Source organism: Vibrio sp. QJM3NY_15 (genome assembly GCF_057785995.1).
Genome location: NZ_CM173517.1, coordinates 2,146,747 through 2,168,079, shown reverse-complemented (window position 1 = coordinate 2,168,079; position 21,333 = coordinate 2,146,747). Strand labels below are relative to the sequence as shown.

Below are 21,333 nucleotides of genomic sequence, written 5' to 3'. Positions count from 1 at the left end.
GAATAGTGCTTTGTGACAACGGGGGATATATGGATATCGAAGTTTCGCGCCAGGTTGCGGTAGTTGAAGCAACTAGTGGAGATGTCGTCGTAGTTAAGCCTGACGGCAGCGCAAGAAAGATTTCAGTTGGCGATATCATCCGTGAAAATGAGATCGTGATTACGGCCAACAAGTCAGAGCTTGTATTAGGCGTTCAGAATGATTCGATTCCGGTTGGAGAGAATTGTGTTGGCTGTGTTGATGAGACTGCCGCATGGGTAGACGCTCCAATCGCCGGTGAGGTTAATTTTGATTTACAGCAAACAGACGCAGAAACCTTCACCGAAGACGACTTTGCTGCAATTCAAGAAGCCATTTTAGGTGGTGCCGATCCGACTCAAATCTTAGAGGCAACGGCTGCTGGTGGCGGATTAGGTTCTGCAAATGCTGGCTTTGTGACGATTGATTATAACTACACAGAAACTCATCCATCGACATTCTTTGAGACCGCTGGTCTAGCAGAACAAACCGTTGATGAAGACAGAGAAGAATTTAGGTCAATTACTCGTTCATCCGGTGGTCAATCAATCAGTGAAACACTGACTGAAGGCTCCATATCTGGCAATACCTATCCCCAATCTATAACAACTACCGAAACGATCATTGCTGGTAGTTTAGCTCTCGCCCCTGACTCTTTCATTCCAGAAACGCTATCCCTCGCTTCACTGCTTAGTGAATTAAACAGCGACATTACCTCAAGTGGTTTGCCCGTCACCTTCACGTATGACGCAGCGACCAATTCTATCGTTGGTGTTCAAGGTTCCGATACAGTTTTAAACATCGATATTGATGCCGTCAGTGCTGGTAATAACATTGAGCTTTCTCTAACCACAACGATTTTTCAGCCGATTGATCATGTTCCGTCTGTCGGTGGCGGCCAAGTTTCCTATACTGGCGATCAAATAGATATTACCTTTGATATTCAAGGCGAAGACATTGCTGGGAATCCGCTAGCAACACCCGTCAACGCACAAGTTTCAGTGTTTGACGGGGTAGATCCGTCGACTGAAAGTGTAAATATCACTAACGTTGAAACTAGCAGCGCGGCAATCGAAGGAACGTTCTCCAATATTGGTAGTGATAATCTTCAATCAGTCGTATTTGATGCAAGTGCACTGGACCAGTTTGATGGGTTGCTCAGTGATAATCAAAACACGCTTGCCAGACTTTCTGATGATGGAACAACGATTACTCTGTCCATTCAAGGTCGAGGTGAGGTTGTTCTTACCATTTCCCTAGATACTGATGGCACGTATAACTTTCAACAGTTTAAACCGATAGAAGAAGTTGGAACCGATACTCTTTCGTTTGCATTACCAATCACGATTACCGATTTCGACCAAGATGTTGTAACCAATACCATCAACATTGCCATCACTGATGGTGATAGCCCTGTTATCATTAATGTTGACAGTATTGATGTTGATGAAGCGGGTATTGTTGGCGGCTCACAAGAGGGCACGGCGGCAGTGTCTGGCAGCGGCAGTATTACCGCGGATATTTTTGAAAGTGACATCATTGACCATTATGAACTTGAACCGGCAGAATTTAATACTGGCGGCAGCTTGGTTTCAAATGGTGAGGCTGTGCTACTTGAGTTGATTGATGAAACCAACGGTGTAAGAACTTACGAAGGTTATGTTGAGGTCAATGGTTCGAGAATTACGGTCTTTGACGTTAAAGTGGATAGCCCTTCATTGGGGACTTACGAATTTAACCTGTATGAAGACCTTTCACATCAAGGTGCTGAAGATGCGCTGTTAACTTTTGCATTGCCAATTTATGCCGTTGATGCAGATGGTGACCGCTCTGCACTATCTGGGGGTTCGAACACACCAGAAGCTGCTGAGATTCTCGTTAATGTCACAGATGATGTTGTTGAGTTAGTCGATAAGGTTGAATCTGTCACTGAGCCGACTTTAGCGGGCGATACCGTGGTTTCGTATAACCTATTCAACTTTGAAGGTGCAGATGGCTCTACAATTCAATCGTTTAACTATGATGGTGTTGATTACTCGCTAGATCAAAGCCTGCTCCCCGATGCTACTCAAACTTTTAGTTTTACTGAGGGTGTCGTCACTATCTCATTAAACGGTGATTTCAGTTTTGAAGTCGCTCGTGATATCGACCACTCAAGCAGCGAAACTATCGTCAAACAATTTTCATTTTTAGCTGAAGATGGTGATGGAGACACTGATACCTCAACGCTTGAGCTAAGTATCACTGACGGCCAAGATCCAATCATTGATTTGGTCCCTCCTGTTACTCTCTCTGAAACCAATCTAGCTGATGGATCTTCTCCAAGCGGAAGTGCGGTCAGCGCTACCGAAACGATTACCTTTACCGCTGGTAGTGATGATGTAGCCAAATTCCGAATTGAACCAACCGAGTTCAATGTGGGTGGAGCACTGAAATCGAATGGAATTGCGGTTGAGATAAAAGAAGACCCCAATAATCCGGGTACTTACATAGGCTTTATTACTGATGGTTCGAACGCTGAAGTTCCAGTGTTCACCATTAGTTTCTCTACGAGTACGTTAGGCGAATACACCTTTACTCTGCTTGAAGCGTTAGACCATGTGGATGGTTTAGATAACAACGATCTGAGCTTTGACCTACCTGTTTATGCGGTTGACACAGACGGTGACGATTCATTGGTGTCTCAACTGAATGTGACCATTGGTGATGATGTCCAAATCATGCAAGACGGTACGTTAGATATCATCGAGCCAAATCTGGCCGACGGTACGGTGACAACCAGCACCATTGATGTGATGCCAAACCAAAGTGCGGATGGCGCGACGATCACTCAGTTTACTTATGATGGCCAGCTACGAACACTTGATCAGAATGACACTGGCGAGCAGCAATTCAGTTTCACTGAAGGTGAGTTGTTTATCACCCTTGAAGGTGAAGTGCGCTTTGAGCCGAACCGAAACTTAGACCACTCGGTGAGCGAAGACATCGTGAAGTCGATTGTCGTGACTTCAAGTGATTTTGATAATGACTCTCTGACTTCAACCGTAACGCTGACGATCACTGATGGTGATAACCCGACGATTGATGTTATTCCAAGCGTTACCCTTTCTGAAACTAATCTGAGTGATGGCTCTGCTCCAAGTGGCAGCGCGGTAAGCTCGACTCAAACCATTACTTTTACCAATCAAAGTGATGATGTTGAGAAATTCCGTATTGAACCAACGGAATTTAATACTAACGACGATCTTAAATCGAACGGTTTAGCCGTTGAGTTACGTGAAGATCCGGCAGGGTCGGGTGACTATATTGGTTTACGACCAGTGCTACGAATGTAGAAACCACGGTATTTACGCTGAGTTTCTCTAGCACTACATTAGGTGAGTATACTTTCACTTTACTTGAAGCCTTGGATCACCAAGATGCTCGAGGCAACAACGACCTCAGCTTTGATCTGCCTGTTTATGCGGTAGATAGTGACGGTGATGATTCGCTGATGTCTCCGTTAAACGTCACTATCGGCGATGATGTTCAAATCATGCAAGATAGTACGTTAGATATCGTCGAGCCAAATCTTGCCGCTGGCACAGTGACAACTAACACCATTGACGTGATGCCGAATCAAAGTGCCGATGGCGCGATGATCACTCAGTTTACGTATGACGGGCAAGTTCGAACTCTGGATCAAACTGACAATGGTGAGCAGCAATTTAGCTTCACAGAAGGTGAACTGTTCATCACGCTTGAAGGTGAAGTACGCTTTGAGCCCAATCGTAATCTAGACCACACGCTGAACGAAGACATCGTGAAATCGATCGTGGTGACATCTAGCGATTCCGATAACGATGTGCTGACCTCAACCGTCACTCTGACCATTACCGATGGTGATATCCCAACCATTGATAATGTTCCAACTGTGAACTTGTCGGAAACCAATCTGAGTGATGGCTCTGCACCAAGCGGCAGCGCGGTGAGTTCAACTCAAACGATTACTTACACCACTCAAAGTGATGATGTGACAAGCTTCCGTATTGAACCGACTGAATTTAATGTTGGTGGCGCTCTCACATCAAACGGATTGGCCGTCGAACTGAAAGCCGACCCAACCACACCGGGTGGTTACATCGGTTTTGTTATGGATGGTTCGAATGTTGAAACCAGCGTATTCACGATTAGCTTTTCAGATACCAATTTAGGCCAATACACTTTCACCTTACTTGAAGCGTTAGACCATGTAGATGGCCTAGCAAATAATAATTTGAGTTTCGACTTGCCAGTCTACGCTGTTGATAGCGATGGTGATGATTCTTTGGTTTCTCTATTGAGCGTAACCATCGGCGATGATGTTCAAATCATGCAAGGTGGTACGTTAGATATCATTGAGCCAAATCTTGCAGACGGCACAATCACAACTAACACCATTGATGTGATGCCAAATCAGAGTGCCGATGGCGCGACGATCACTCAGTTTACTTATGACGGGCAAGTTCGAACGCTTGATCAATCTGACAACGGTGAGCAGCAATTTAGCTTCACGGAAGGTGAGTTGTTCATCACTCTTGAAGGTGAAGTGCGCTTTGAACCAAATCGTAATTTAGACCACACGCTCAGCGAAGACATCGTGAAGTCGATTGTGGTGACCTCAAGCGATTCAGATAATGACGTATTGACTTCAACAGTAACTCTGACGATTACGGATGGTGATAACCCAACCATTGATGCCGTGCCAAGCGTTACTTTGTCTGAAACCAATCTTGCTGATGGCTCTGCGCCAAGCGGTAGTGCAGTCAGTCAGACTGAGACGATTACTTTCACGAACCAAAGTGATGATGTGGCGAGTTTCCGTATTGAGCCTACTGAATTCAATGTCGGCGGTGCGTTAAAATCAAATGGTTTTGCGGTCGAGATAAAAGAAGACTCTGCTAACCCAGGTAGTTATATCGGTTTTATTACTGATGGTTCGGGCGCGGAAGTTCCAGTGTTCACGATTGCCTTCTCTACGAGTACGTTGGGTGAATACACCTTTACTCTGCTTGAAGCGTTAGACCATGCAGATGGCCAAACGAATAACGATCTGAGCTTCGATCTGCCTGTTTATGCGGTTGATACAGACGGCGATGATTCACTGGTGTCTCAGCTTAATGTGACCATTGGTGATGATGTCCAAATCATGCAAGACGGTACGTTAGATATTACTGAGCCAAACCTTGCCGACGGAACAATCACAACCAACACCATTGATGTGATGCCAAATCAGAGTGCTGATGGCGCGACGATCACTCAGTTTACGTATGACGGTGTTGTAAACACGCTGGATCAAAGCATTTCAGGTGAGCAGCAATTCAGCTTCACCGAAGGCGAGCTATATATCACTCTTGAAGGGGAAGTGCGCTTTGAGCCGAACCGCGATCTAGACCATTCTGTTAGCGAAGATATCGTGAAGTCGATAGTCGTGACTTCAAGCGACTTCGATAATGATCCGGTGACTTCAACCATTACGCTGACTATTACTGATGGTGACAATCCGATTATTAATACGGTGCCGAGCGTCTTACTTGAAGAAGCTGATTTAACTGATGGCTCATCGCCAAGTGGCAGCGCGGTTAGTCAGACGGAAACCATCACTTTCACTAATCAAAGTGATGACGTTGAGAAATTCCGTTTAGAACCAAGTGAATTTAATACTAACAATGCGCTCAAGTCCGATGGCTTGAGCATTGAGGTTCGAGAAGAGCCAACAGGTTCAGGTAATTACATAGGTTTCACGACTGATATTTCAAATGTCGAAACCACGGTATTTACACTCGATTTCAGCAGTACCACGCTGGGTGAGTACACCTTCACGCTTCTGGAAGCGATTGACCACACGCCTGTTCAAGGCAATAACGATCTAACATTCAACTTGCCAGTCTACGCTGTCGATAGCGACGGTGATGATTCGTTAATGTCGCCACTGGCTGTAACTATCACTGATGATATTCAAGTGATGGTTAATGACTCTCTCACAATTGAAGAGCCAACGGTTGCAGATTTGGCAGCAGGTACTCCGACGACAGCTACCGTTAATGTACTTGATGAAGAAGGTGCTGATGGCACGACTATTACTCAGTTCACTTATGATGGTGGGGCGGTATTGACGCTTGACCAAAGCGACACGGGTGAGCAGAAATTCGTGGTTGCTGACGGTTCACTGTATATCACTCTGCAAGGCGATATTCGTTTCGAACCAAGTCGCAACCTTGACCATACTGGTGGCGATATCGTGAAGTCGATAGTCGTAACTTCAAGTGATTCCGATAGCGATCTTGTGTCCTCAACGGTAACGCTAACCATTACCGATGGCGATATCCCAACCATAGACACAGTGCCAAGCGTTACGCTGTCAGAAACGAATCTGAGTGACGGATCTGCTCCGAATGCAAGTGCGGTAAGTTCAACTCAAACCATTACCTTTACTAATCAAAGTGACGACGTGACGAGTTTCCGCATTGAACCGACTGAGTTTAATGTTGGTGGTGCTCTCACATCAAATGGATTGGCGGTTGAGCTGAAACCCGACCCAACCACTCCGGGCGGCTACATCGGTTTTGTGACGACTGCTCCGAATGTTGAAACTAACGTGTTTACGATTAGCTTATCGGATACTAATTTAGGCCAATACACCTTTACCTTACTTGAAGCTCTAGATCATGTAGATGGCTTAGCGAAGAATGATCTGAGTTTTGATCTTCCTGTTTATGCCGTTGATAGCGATGGTGATGATTCACTGGTGTCTCAACTGAATGTGACCATTGGTGATGATGTACAGGTCATGCAAAACCAAGCGCTTAATATTATTGAGCCTACGGTTGCTGATTTGGCTGCGGGTACTCCGACGACAGCCACTGTTGATGTGATGCCTAGTCAAAGTGCCGATGGTGCGACAATCACTCAGTTTATCTACGATAACGGAGCGGTAATAACGCTCGATCAAAACGATACAGGTGAACAGAAGTTTGTCTTTACTGAAGGTTCACTGTTCATCACCTTGCAAGGTGAAGTTCGCTTCGAACCAAACCGCAATCTTGACCACACGCTGAGCGAAGATATCGTGAAGTCGATTGTGGTGACCTCAAGTGATTTAGATAACGATGTGGTGACATCAACAGTGACGCTGACGATTACTGATGGTGATATCCCAACCATTGATGCGGTGCCAAGTGTGACTCTGTCTGAAACCAACCTTAATGACGGTTCAGCACCAAGCGGTAGTGCAGTCAGTCAGACTGAGACGATTACCTTCACCAATCAAAGTGATGATGTGACCAGCTTCCGTATTGAACCAACCGAGTTCAATGTGGGTGGTGCACTTAAATCGAATGGGTTTGCGGTCGAGATAAAAGAAGACTCTGCTAATCCGGGTACTTACATAGGTTTTATTACCGATGGCTCGAATACTGAAGTTCCTGTATTCACGATTGCCTTCTCTACAAGTACGTTGGGCGAATACACCTTTACCTTACTTGAAGCGTTAGACCATGTGGATGGCCTTGCGAATAACAGCTTAAGCTTTGACCTGCCTGTTTACGCTGTCGACAGTGATGGCGATGATTCACTGGTGTCTCAACTCAATGTGGCCATTGGTGATGATGTCCAAATAATGCAAGACGGTACGTTAGATATTACTGAGCCAAACCTTGCAGACGGAACCATCACAACCAACACCATTGATGTGATGCCAAATCAGAGTGCCGATGGTGCGACGATCACTGAATTCTCATTTGGCGGTATTGTTAAAACACTCGATCAAAGCATCGTAGGCGAGCAGCAGTTTAGTTTCACTGAAGGTGAGCTATTCATCACTCTTCAAGGCCAAGTGCGCTTTGAACCGAATCGAGACCTTGACCACTCTGCCAGCGAAGACATCGTGAAGTCGATTGTCGTTACTTCAAGTGATTTTGATAACGATCCTGTGACTTCAACCGTTACGCTGACCATTACCGATGGTGATATTCCAACCATCGATGCTGTACCAAGCGTTACGTTCTCAGAAACAAACCTAGCTGATGGTTCTGCGCCAAGTGGTAGTGCGGTTAGTCAAACGGAGACGATTACTTTCACCAACCAAAGTGATGATGTGGTTCGCTTCCGTTTAGAACCAACCGAGTTCAATACTAACGACTCACTTAAATCGAATGGCTTAGCGGTCGAACTGCGCGAAGATCCTCAAGGCTCTGGTCAGTACGTCGGTTTTACTACCAGCTCGTCTAATGTAGAGACGACAGTATTTACACTGGACTTCAACTCCGGAACCTTAGGTGAATACACATTTACTTTAATCGAAGCTCTGGATCATCAAGATGCGCGTGGCAACAACGATTTAAGCTTTAATCTGCCCGTGTATGCGGTGGATAGTGATGGCGATGACTCGTTAGTTTCTCAGCTTGGTGTGACCATTGGCGACGATGTGCAATTGATGCAAGATGGCACAATCACCAGTCGTGAGCCGGCAGCAAGTGTAGAAACATCAAATACCTTTGATGTTATGCCAAGCCAAAGTGCTGATGGAGCGAAAGTCACTTCATTTGTTTTCGATGGTAATACTGCAGAAAGCCTTGATTTAAATGTAAATGGTGAACAAAAATTTGTCTTCACGGAAGGCTCGGTATTCATTACGACAGAGGGTGAAATACGTTTCGAACCTGTGCGTAACCAAAACCATGCTGCCGGTGACATTACTAAGTCGATTGAGGTGACGTCTGTTGACCTCGATGGCGATATTGTTACTTCGACCGTGACGCTGAAGATTGTTGATGGTGACCTTCCTACAATCGACCTTGTTCCCGGAATTACGTTATCTGAAGTGGAACTGGCTGATGGCTCTGCGCCAACCGGTAATCCAGTGACAATGACACAAACCATTACCTACACCGCAGGTAGTGACGACGTAAGCCATTTCAGAATTGACCCTACGCAGTTCAATACTTCAGGGGCTTTGAAATCGAACGGGCTAGATGTCGAAATAAAAGAGCAACCAGCTAATTCTGGTAATTACATTGGCTTCGTTAAAGACGGTTCTAACGTAGAAACCAACGTCTTCACGATCAGTTTCTCGACGAGTAATTTAGGGCAATACACGTTCACACTGCTTGAAGCATTAGATCATGTCGATGGATTACAAAACAATACACTAAGTTTCGATGTCCCTGTGTTAGCGGTTGATGCGGATGGTGATGATTCTGCAATGTCGCCGATGACGGTTGCGATCACCGATGACGTGCAAGGCGTTCAAGATGGTACCTTGAGTATCACTGAGCCTTCATTAGCTGATTTGGCATCGGGTACGCCACCTACGACACCAATCATTGATGTTATGCCAACGCAGAGTGCTGATGGCGCGAAAGTGACACAGTTTACTTACGATGGTGGCACCGCTGTAACGTTAGACCCAAGCGTCTCTACAGAACAAGTCTTTACTGTAACTGATGGGTTGCTGTACATCACCATTGAAGGGGAGGTTCGTTTTGAACCGAGCCGAGATCTTGACCATTCATCTGGCGATATCGTAAGAACGATTGTCGTCACCACCAGTGATTTTGATAACGATACCGATACTGCGGACGTCACTTTGACGATCAAAGATGGTATCAATCCAGTTATTAATGTGGTTCCAGATGTTAACTTATCGGAAGTTAACCTAGCGGATGGCTCGACGCCAAGTGGTTCTGCAGTCAGTTCGACTCACACAATCACTTACACCGAAGGAAGTGATGATTTTAGTCACTTTAGAATTGCGACCAACGAATTCAATCCGGGCGATCTGTTGAAATCAAATGGTCTTGTCGTTCAACTAAAAGAAGATCCTGCTTCTGCTGGTGACTACATTGGTTATACCGATGATGGTATGGGTAACGTTACCGATGTATTTACCATTAGCTTTGATAGTGTAAACAAAGCTCAGTTTACATTTACCTTGATTGAGGCACTCGACCATCTTGATGGCGTGCTCAACAACGACCTTACTTTCCGCTTACCTATCTATGCTGTTGATACAGATGATTCTGAGTCAACAAAGCGCGATGTAGTGGTTACGATAGAAGATGACATCCAGCAAATGCAAGATGGCTTCTTAACCATCACTGAGCCTAATACTGGTACTCCTACAACGCCTACAGTTGATGTGATGCCAATACCAAGTGCAGACGGCGCGAATATTACGCAGTTTACGTACGACGGTAGCTCTCCAATTACTCTGAATCAAAGTATCAGCGGTGAACAAGAGTTTGTTTTCACTGAAGGTTCACTGTTTGTGACATTAGATGGTGATGTGAGGTTTGAGCCAAATCGGAACCTTGATCACTCTGCGGGCGACATTGTTAAATCGATTGTGTTCACCTCTTCAGACTTTGATAACGACATATTCTCATCAAAAGTCACTCTCACCATTGTTGATGGTGATGGGCCAACAATCGACGTTGTGCCGGGTGTGGCATTGTCAGAAAGCTTACTTGCGGATGGTTCTACGCCTAGCGTAAACCCTGTGAGTATGACTCAAACCATTACTTCACTTGCAAGCAGTGATGATATTGCTGAAATAGTGGTGGAAGTAGGGCTGTTCAATACCAATGGCGCGTTGAAGTCGGATGGCCTTGAATTGAGTTTGCGCGAAGACCCTGCAAACTCTGGCGACTACGTAGCATTTACGACGGATGGTTCGGGTGTTGAGAAAGTTATCTTCACTCTGGATTTTGATGACACGAATCCGAGCCAATATACCTTTACTCTGCTTGAACGTTTAGACCATGTTGATGGCTTAGGAAATAACGATCTGAGCTTTGATCTTTCTGTTTATGCAGAAGATACCGATGGTGATATTTCAGCGTCTAAACCGCTGACAGTCACCATCACCGATGATGTTCAGCTGATGCAATCCGGTGCGCTCAACATTACTGAACCAACCACTGGTACACCGACTACAGCAGTCTTTGATGTGATGCCTGCGCAAAGTGCTGATGGCGCGACAATTACTAAGTTTGTGTATGACAATCAAGCTGAAACAGCCTTGGTACAAACCGACACGGGTGAGCAAGAGTTTGTATTCACTGAAGGTTCTCTGTTTATCAATCTTGAAGGTGATGTACGTTTCGAACCTAACCGTAACCTCGATCATTCGGGTGGTGACATTGTTAAGACCATTACGGTGACATCGGAAGATAAAGATGGCGATATTGTCACTTCAACAGTGACGCTGACTATTGCAGATGGTGCTCCACCAGTAATAGACACAGTACCAACGGTTGCATTGGAAGAAGCGAATCTGGTCGACGGCTCTTCACCGGGATTACCTGTGAGCCAAACTGAAACCATTACTTTCACAGCAGGAAGTGATGATGTCAGCCACTTCCGCATTGATACGGCTCAATTCAACACATCAGGTGATCTGAAAGCGGATGGCTTGGTGGTTCAGCTAAAAGAAGATCCTCTGAACAGCGATAATTATATTGGTTACGTTGAAAGCGGCGGTGTTCAAACGGATATCTTCACCATCACGTTTAGCAGCATGGTTCTAGGAGAGTACACATTCACCTTACTGGAAGAGTTAGATCACTTGCCAGTACAGGGTAATAACGATCAAATCTTTACCTTACCAGTTATCGCTGTCGACAAAGATAACACTGACTCAGCGATGAAACCGTTAACGGTGACCATTACTGATGATGTGCCAACCATTACTGATACGACTGTCGCGAGTACGTTTGTGGTTGATGAAGATGATTTAGGCACTCTGGCACAAGCAACGGGTTCGTTTGTTACCACAGAAGGTGCAGACCAAGTTGAGGTTTACGAGCTGCGTAATATCTCAACGCTGGAAGCAACGCTATCGTCGGGCAGTGAAGGTATTAAGATCACCGAAATCACTGGTGCTGCTAACACGACCACCTACCAAGGGGCAACCGACCCAAGTGGAACGCCAATTTTTACATTAGTATTGACTGATGATGGTGCTTACACCTTTACCTTGCTGGGCCCTCTCAATCACGCCACGACACCGAGTAACCTCGATACATTAACAATACCGTTTGATGTTGTTGCCGTTGACGGTGATGGCGATGATTCTAACCAATATGTATTGCCAATCGAGGTGCTAGATGATGTGCCAGTGATGACTGCTCCGACCGGTGAAACCGTTGTTGATGAAGACGATCTTACTGGGATTGGTTCGGATCGTTCTGAAGACACCATTATTAATGGACTATTCACCGTCGATGAAGGTGCCGATGGCGTTGTGAAGTATGAACTGGTTGATGAAGACTTGGTTCTAGCTGGCTTAACCTCCGATGGAGAAAGCTTAGAGTGGTTAACTGTTTCACAGGTAGGCACAACATTTACCTATGTTGCTCAAACCGTAACGAGTAATGAAGCGGTATTCAAAATTGTTTTCGATACCTCAAACAACAGTTACCAGTTTGAACTGTTTAAACCCCTCAAACACCCTGATGGTGCCGATGAAAACAACATCGAACTTGGTTTCTCAGTTGTGGCTGAAGACTTTGACCAAGACCAATCAAACGCGATTGATCTGACAATCACAGTGACGGATGATGTTCCGTTGGTGACAACTCAATCAATCACCCGTCTTGAAGGGCAGGGTTACAACAACTCTAAAGTCGACATGTTTGCAAATGCAACAGATGTGGGGGCTGATGGTGCGGTACTGAGTCGAATTGAGGGCATCTCAAATAATGGAGCGGATATTGTTTTCCGTATTGGGAACAATGGATCGTACAGTAGCAGCTTTGATTTAAATAGTGGCAGCCAACAGATTCGCGTTTACGAGCAAACAAATGGAGGAGCTGATACTCGTCAGCTTGGTCGATTACGTATCGACTCAAATGGTGAGGTTGAATTCAGAGCTAACGGCTATCTCGATCATGACGGCCTAGACACCATCGATTTCTCGATTAACGTGATTGCGACGGATGGCGATTTAGACACCTCTGAAACACCGTTAGACATCACTATTACTGATAGGGATTCTACAAGAATTGCGCTGAAAGTGACGACCTTCGAGGATGCTGGTAGAGACTCAACCATACCTTACGCAACAGGTGATGAGCCGACTCTTGAGAATGTTCAAGATAACCAAAATGGTTTGCCTAATGCACCAGCGCAAGTTGCACTGCAAGTTAACCTGTATGACCAAGACAACGCTGAATCTATTGGGCAGTTGACGATTAAAAGCCCGAATGGAGGTGACAGTCATCAAGGTACGTTTTATTACTTCGATGGTACTGATTATATTGAATTAGTGCCTGCGCCAAATGGGAGCATTATATTTGGTTCTCCTCAACTCGAACAAAGTTTTGCTCCAAACCCGAATGAACCAAGACAAACTATCGCGACGATAGATAATCTGTTTTTTGTTCCGGACCAACACGCTAGTTCAGATGAAGCTGGTGGGCGAGTTCGCTATGAGCTTGAAATTGAGAAAAATGGCACTACGGAGCACACCATTAACTCAAACTTCAGAATCGAGATTGAAGCGGTAGCGGATATTGCGACTTGGGATGACACCAGTAGCACGTATCAATATCAAGTGAACGAAGATGAAGACGATGTCACGTTGCAACTGAACGCAGTGTCACAAGATAATAGCCAAACTGAAACCATTACCTATGAGCTTGAAGCTGTTCAAGGCGACGGGAAGTTTGAGCTGCTTGACCAAAATGGCACAGTACTTACGCCAGTTAATGGTGTTTATATCATTGCATCTGCTGATATCAATAGCACCGTAGTTAACCCTATTGATAACTTCTCTGGGCAAATTGAGTTCAAAGTGACGGCAATTACGGAAGAGACGCTTAACCCATACGATGATTCAACCAACGGTGGAACAAACGATAAGACGACCGCTCGTTCTGTAGAGCAAAATATCATTATTGATGTCACTGCTGACGCCGACCCGGGCAAATTCAGTGTGAGTCGTATCAAGATCAACGAAGATAACATCGATGACCCTGATTACATTGGTCCTTTGGACAACAAAGACGCGTTCACGTTAGACGAAGTCATCACCATGACTGGGTCAGTGGATACCGATGGCTCTGAAGAGCTGTTTGTTCGTATCAGCAATGTTACTGAAGGCGCGGTACTTTACTTTTTAGGTACCACGACAGTCGTTCCGACCATCACGATCAATGGCGTTGATTACCAAGAAATTGCGTATTCCGATTTGGCTAACGTGGAAGTTGTTCCAACCAAACACAGCAATGTGGATTTTACTTTCGATGTCACCGGTGTGGTTAAAGACACCGCGAACCTTTCTTCAGGTGCGCAAGTCGATGAAGAAATACTGGGTACTAAGACGGTCAACGTCGAGGTCAAAGGTGTTGCCGACACGCCTTATGGTGGGACGAATGGTACAGATTGGACGACGTTTAACGAAGGTGGCATAACCGGCGTTCAAACCACGATTCAAGAAAGTCAAAACGGTGATAACTTTGCTCTGCTTGACTTCACTGTGTTATCTGGAGAAAGAAGACCTGATCCGGCAGCTGTAGATCAAACCCCATTGCCTGACGACGGTTCAGAATCAATAACCGTTATTCTATCGGGTATACCCGATGGGGTTGTTCTAGAAGACGGTGACGGTACAGTGATTGACCTTAACTTTGTCGGTTACGAAACTGGGCCGGGCGGTAGTCCTGACTTGTCCAAACCTATCTACGAAGCGAACATTACTGAGGCAGGTAAAACCTCAGGCATTCGCATTCGACCTGTCGACTCATCGACAGAGAATATCCACATCCAAGGTAAAGTGATTGTGACCGAGAATGATGGTCACACGCTTACGTTTGATCAAGAAATTCGAGTGCTAGTCGAACCTATAATCGATACATCAGCGACGTACAATACAGTGACTCGTGGGAATGAAGATACTGCTATCAATATTGATTGGCACCCAGAGGGTACTGACTATATTGATGACGATGAGCATTTCACTTCTATTATCATCAGTGACATTCCAACGGATGTTGAAAGTGTTGTGGTTAATGGCGACGTCACTTGGGTTTACAATGCTGCCGCAGGCACTTTAACCATCACACCTAAGAGTGGCCAGACGCCAGAAGAGTTCACTCAAATTGCGCTGAACAATAACTTCATCCAAATCACACCAGCTCAAGATTCAAGTACTGATTTCACGCTTGATACCGTGGTAATGATTGAAGAGAGAGATCATGAATATGTCGATGCTTCAAACCCTGGGCAAGGCATTGTAACGGCGACGATCACCGGTACGATTAATGTTGTCGTGCGGCCTGTCGTTGAGCCTGGAGATGCCGACAACAAGATTGTTGTTTCAAACGAAGATGGCTCTGTAGATCTGACTACGATTACGGCTGACGCTAATGGCGTAATTAAATTTACAACCAACAGTGATAACCAAACGACGGATACTAACGGAGATGAAATCTGGGACGGTGAATACGTCGTCCGATACCAAGAAACGGATTTAAGCACAGTAGAAGAGCAAGTTGACGAAGTGATTGTTCAGCTGACTAACACTGACGGAAGCGCGTTGTCGGATGATATTTTAGGGCAACTTTTAGTAACGGGTGCCTCATACGAAGGTGGTGGCCGATGGGTTGTGACCAATGAAGATGCCTTTAGCGTCAGTGCACCCAATGGATTAGATTTCACCCCTGCCAATGATACAGATGACGTGGCAGGGGACTTTAATAATATCAAGATGACGATTCATACCTTAGTGTCAGATCCTGGAGATGCCAACAATGAAACGTCCGTCCAAGAGCAACGCACTGGTGAGGTAACGCTTTCTTATCCTGAAGTACTCGTTGCTCCGGATAAAGTTGCAGCTGGGATCTCCATTGTTCAAGACAGCGTTATCGATGCGGTTGAAGATACTCAACTTGATCTCGGCGCGGCACTCAATGGCATTTTGAGCTTTACGGGCCGTGATGATTCTCCTGACCAAGTGACGGTGATCATTGATGGTATCCTGGTCATTGATGCTACTACATCATTCCCGATTAGCCTCTCGGGAAGAAGTGATGTTGACTTTGTGAACGGGAAATATGTTTACGAGACAACAGTTGAACAGGGTACAACCGTCGATTCCTCAGGTTTGTTGTTGAACCTGCCACCAAACTACTCTGGTGACTTTAGGTTGCCAATGACCATAGTGACCAAAGATTTACAATCTGGCGATGAGAAGACCTTAGTGACCGAAGTTATCATCAAAGTCGCACCGGATGCGGAGACGGACCCAACGATTGAGGTGAATGTCGTGGGTTCTCTTGATGATGCCTTTAATCCTGTCGATAACGATGGCCAAGCCGGACAAGATCCGGTGGGTTACGAAGACACTTATATTCAACTCGACTTCAATTCGACTATTTCGGATCAAGTATCAGGCGTCGAAGGCGGTCAAGAAGAGTTTACATCGATTACCTTGACGTTGGACGATCCTTCTATAGGCGCATTTTATGACAATACGGGTACCTCATTAGGTACGTCTGTGACGTTTAACCAGGCTGAAATTGCGGCAGGTGCACTCGATAATGTGCTCTTTAGGGCAATCGAAAATTACCCAACGGGCAATGATATTAACCAAGTGCAGGTTAATGTCAGCGGCACCGTTACCGATACAGCAACCTATAATGATCCAGCTTCTCCTGTGGGTACGGCAACAGACTCCGATACCTTCTCTACAAGTGTCAGCTTTGAAGTCGTTCCTGTGGTGGATGAAGTGTCTGTCACAGGGCCGGGTAGTGATCCGGATGTTATCGAGATTACTGGTAACGAAGATCAGCTTATTTCCTTGTCCGGTACGGGGCCAGTATCGATCGCATTGACTGACCTTGATGGCTCAGAGCAGTTCGTTTCGATTAAGTTTACGGGTGTACCAGATGGCTTCTTAATGAGTGCAGATGCTGCCTCAACTTACACAGTGAAGAACAACGGTGGTGGTGAATGGAGTGTTCAACTGCCCCAAGCATCAGGACTGTCATTCGACCTGAGTGAGCTGTGGATTTTACCACCGAAAAACTTCAGTGGTACGGCCGAGTTTGGCGTTGAAGTCTTCACTCAAGAATCTTTGTTGGGCGTGCCTACTGCTGCGGCAAACTTGCCAAGCTTCAAACTGCATGTGGTACCTGTTGGCGATGATGTCGATACTAACCCAACTGACTCTGCGACAGGCAATGAAGGCCAAAACATTGATATCGAAATCAATGCGACGATTTTGGACAAAGAATTGTCTGCAACAGGAAGCGGAACATTTACTGAAAATGCTCCTGAAACACTTCGAGTTGAAGTGGCGGGTGTGCCTCAAGATGCTTCTATTTTCTATCCAGATGGCACGACATTGGCTAGCTACGATCCGGCGACACAACTATGGACACTTGATGTTCCTGCTCAGTCACTCGATAAGATCGTATTTAATTCGGGTGAACACAACAGCGATGCGGGCAATGCGCTTGGCATCAATGGGCCATTGCAAATTACGGTTCGCTCGGTGGATACAGACGCTGACAACACCGAATACTTAGGTACGCCAACCAGCTTCGATGTTGATTTAGTGATTGATCCTATCAACGATCAACCGACGTTTGTGAATGTGACCAACATTGAAACGCCAGAAGATATTAGCATCGCTATCGACAACTTCAGTATCTACGATGTTGACGCTAACTTTGATAACCCAGATGCGCCGTATGTTCTGACGTTACAAGTGGATCAAACACTGCCAGGAGCGCAAGGTGTATTTGAGTTTACGAGCTCACCTGACGTGACGTTTGTATTGCAACCTGACGGCTCATTGGTGATTACAGGTAAAGAGGCCGACATCAATACCGCGTTGACCAATGGGGCTGTGACATTCAAACCCGATCCAGACCAGAACTACCTCAACCAGAGTGGTTTAGTTACGATCAATGCAACGCTCGATGATGGTGGCAATAACGGCTTGATTGACGCGGGTGATCCGAATACCGCTCAAACCAATCAAACTACGTTCACCATTAAGGTGACGGAAGTGAATGACGCTCCGGTGGCGACTGATGTGGATTTAGGCTCGATTGCGGAAGACGGTCAAATCGTGATTGTTGAAAGTGACTTGATTGCAGCCAGTTCTGATCTAGAAAACCACAATCTCACAGTAACCGGTGTGACTCTTACTCAAGGGCAAGGTCAGCTTACACGCTATGAAAATGCTGGTGGTGCTGATGACGCTGGGATAACTGGACCATTCTGGATATTCATTGCAGCCAGTGATTTCAATGGCGATGTGAAGTTCAATTACGACATCATTGATGACGGTACCACCAACGGTGTGGATGATTTCTTAACTGATAATGCTGAAATTAGCCTCGTAGTTACTGAAGTCAATGACCAGCCAGTAGCATCGGATATTGATTTGGGCACCATGCTTGAAGAAGGTCAGTTGATCATCAAAGAGGAAGACCTGATTTCAGCAACCACTGATCCGGAAAACGACACGATTACTGTGAACAGTTTGGTGCTCGATCAAGGTCAGGGCCAATTACAACGCTTTGAGAACGTGGGCGGTGCTGATGATGCGACGATCACTGGCCCATACTGGGTATTTACCGCAGCCAACGAGTACAGCGGTGATGTTAAGTTCACTTATACCGTTGAGGACGATGGCACAACCAATGGCGCTGATGATTTCTTAACAGATACCGGCGAAATCAGTGTTGTGGTAACAGAAGTGAATGATCAGCCAGTGGCAACGGATATCGACTTAGGTAACATCCTTGAAGAAGGTCAGTTGATCATCAAAGAGGAAGACTTAATTGCTGCTACTAGCGATCCGGAAAACGACACGATTACCGTGACTAATCTGGTGCTCGACGAAGGCCAAGGCCAGTTACAGCGCTTTGAGAACATAGGTGGTGCTGATGACGCTATGATTACTGGCCCGTACTGGATATTTACGGCGGCTGATGAATACAACGGTAACGTTAAGTTCACCTACACCGTCGAAGATGATGGTACTACCAACGGTGCCAATGATTTCCTAACCGATACTGCGGAGATCACCGCGATTGTCGATGGAGTGAACGATACACCTGTCGTTAATGGTGACAGTGTCACCACGGTTGTTGATGAGGACGCTGGTCAGCTATTGAGTGGTATCAATGTCAGTGACCCTGATTATGTTGATACATTTTCCGATGATCTCATGACCGTCACGCTGACAGTGGATTACGGTACATTGAACGTTTCACTTCCGGCAGTGACTACGGTGATGGTCAACGGCAACAACACTGGTTCGGTTATCTTAGTCGGCACTTTGAGTGACCTAAATGCACTGATTGATACACCAACCAGTCCAAGCGGTGTGTTCCTTGATGCGAGCCTGTCTCCGACCAATAGCATTGGCTTAGAAGTTGTCGCCAAAGACAGCGGAAACCCTTCTGGTATCGCGATAGAGACGACGCCTGTTGTTTACAACATCGCGGTAACACCAGTCGCGAATGCGCCAACCTTGTCGATTGATACTGCGTCTAATTACGTGAGAAACATTACTGCGAGCCAGTCAGTCAGTGCGAGTGGCATTCCTTTGGTTGGAATTATCGCTGCCTTAACGGACATTACTGAGGAGCTAACGCTGCATATCAGTGATGTGCCTGCTGGTGCTCAAATCACCAGTGATGTTGGCTCTGTGACCGACCTCGGTGGCGGTGTTTGGGTAGCAACGGCGGATGCAATCGAAAGCTTGCAAGCAGTAGGGCTTTCTCAAACTCCGGGTAGTTACACGCTTAAAGTTGAGGCGGTTTCTGAAGAGACTGATAACAACGATACAGCGACCTCTGCGTCGATTGACCTGAATTTGAACATTGTGTCTGACGCGGTCGACATTAACCTGGCTTCGGAAACCGACGATATTCAACTATTGGCCGGTGCGAATGCGACTGACCTAACTGCGGGTTCTGGAAATGACCGACTGGAAGGTGGCGCGGGTGACGATACGTTGGTTGGCGGTGACGGCAACGATACACTCATTGGTGGAGGTGGTTCCGATATCCTGACGGGTGGCAATGGAATGGATTCGTTTGTGTGGCTTAATATTGAAGATGGTGTCGCAGACACGATTACCGATTTCAATCTATCTGAAGGCGATCAGATTGACCTACGAGAGGTGTTGCCGGAACTGAAAGATGCCACTGTGAACATGACGACGCTGTTGCAACATATCGATGCAAAAGTGGATGGAAATGATGTAGAGCTAACCATCAACCCTGATGGTTTGGGCACCACAGAGCAAGTGATTGTGGTTGAAGACCTTGCTCCTCAGTTAACGCTAAGTGGCACCATGCCGTCAGATATTTTGGATGCGTTAGTGCAACAGAATGTCATCACTCACGGTTAAAGCGAACCATTAAACCGTAACGAAAGAGGCCAGCAATGCTGGCCTCTTTTTTGTCACTGTATAAATCGAAAGAGTTACTTAAGAGAGTTGTGGATCAAGAACTCTTCTTCAACGCCTTTCAATTTCATCTCATCCATAATGAAATTCACAGTGTTCAATAAACGTTGTTCACCTTTAGGAATCAAGTAACCGAATTGACTGTTGGTAAACGGTGTCTCACAACGAGCAGCTTCAAGACGCTCGTCTGTCACTTGATAGAATAGACCTTCAGGAGTTTCTGTCACCATGACATCAACTTTACCTTCCGCAACGGCTTGCGGAACGTCTAGGTTGTTCTCGTAACGTGTGAAGCTCGCGTCTTGCAAGTTAGCATCCGCAAACATCTCGTTAGTCCCGCCGATATTGACGCCAACACGCACAGAAGAAAGGTTCACTTTCTCAATGCTGTTGTATTGTTCTGCTTTGCCTTTCGCAACTAAGAAACACTTACCAAAGGTCATGTAGCCTTGAGTTTGTTCTGCGTTTAACTGACGCTGCATTTTACGCGTGATACCGCCCATCGCGATGTCGTATTTATCGCTGTCGAGGTCGGTTAGCAGATCTTTCCATGTAGTACGGACAATCTGTAATTCAACGCCCAACTGCTCTGCAACATGCTTGGCTACGTCAATGTCATAACCAGAATAGCTCTTGCCATCAAAGTAAGAGAAAGGTTTGTAGTCGCCTGTAGTACCGACACGAAGTGTGCCTGATTTTTGGATGTCTTCTAATTGGTCAGCTTGTGCTACACCAGAAAGAGCCAGAGTAATGGAAGCAAGTAATAGTGATGTTTTTTTCATTGTAATTATCTGTTGTGTTTGTGTTGTCATTCAAAGTAACAGAAACAACCAGAGAAAGAGATCAAACCATTGGAAAGGTTG

The 21,333-nt window shown here is 45.8% G+C and carries 3 protein-coding genes; 2 read left to right on the top strand and 1 reads right to left on the bottom strand.

Going from position 1 to position 21,333, the window contains the following annotated elements; translation table 11 throughout:
* The first annotated feature begins 29 nt into the window (after positions 1 to 29).
* Together AC3CKG_RS09685 and AC3CKG_RS09680 are read left to right on the top strand one after the other, a co-directional pair.
* Positions 30 to 3,353 carry a retention module-containing protein gene (locus AC3CKG_RS09685; RefSeq protein WP_488528265.1) on the top strand — a complete coding sequence of 1,108 codons (3,324 nt, stop codon included), beginning with the start codon at positions 30 to 32 and terminating at the stop codon, positions 3,351 to 3,353.
* A gap of 158 nt (positions 3,354 to 3,511) precedes the next feature.
* Positions 3,512 to 20,413 (top strand): T1SS-143 repeat domain-containing protein, encoded by a 16,902-nt coding sequence (locus tag AC3CKG_RS09680; RefSeq protein WP_488529244.1) that lies wholly within the window; start codon positions 3,512 to 3,514, stop codon positions 20,411 to 20,413.
* Between the two features lie 74 nt (positions 20,414 to 20,487).
* Here the strand turns inward: AC3CKG_RS09680 and AC3CKG_RS09675 are convergent, their stop codons facing one another.
* A complete protein-coding gene (locus tag AC3CKG_RS09675; RefSeq protein ID WP_102308422.1) occupies positions 20,488 to 21,252 on the bottom strand; it encodes a transporter substrate-binding domain-containing protein in 765 nt (254 codons plus the stop codon).
* Between the last annotated feature and the right edge of the window lie 81 nt (positions 21,253 to 21,333).

What these genes read in the sequence shown, in the direction of transcription:
- AC3CKG_RS09685 (WP_488528265.1), top strand. Translation starts at nt 30, where the DNA reads ATGGATATCGAAGTTTCGCGCCAGGTTGCGGTAGTTGAAGCAACTAGT.
- AC3CKG_RS09680 (WP_488529244.1), top strand. Translation starts at nt 3,512, where the DNA reads ATGTCTCCGTTAAACGTCACTATCGGCGATGATGTTCAAATCATGCAA.
- AC3CKG_RS09675 (WP_102308422.1), bottom strand. Translation starts at nt 21,252, where the DNA reads ATGAAAAAAACATCACTATTACTTGCTTCCATTACTCTGGCTCTTTCT.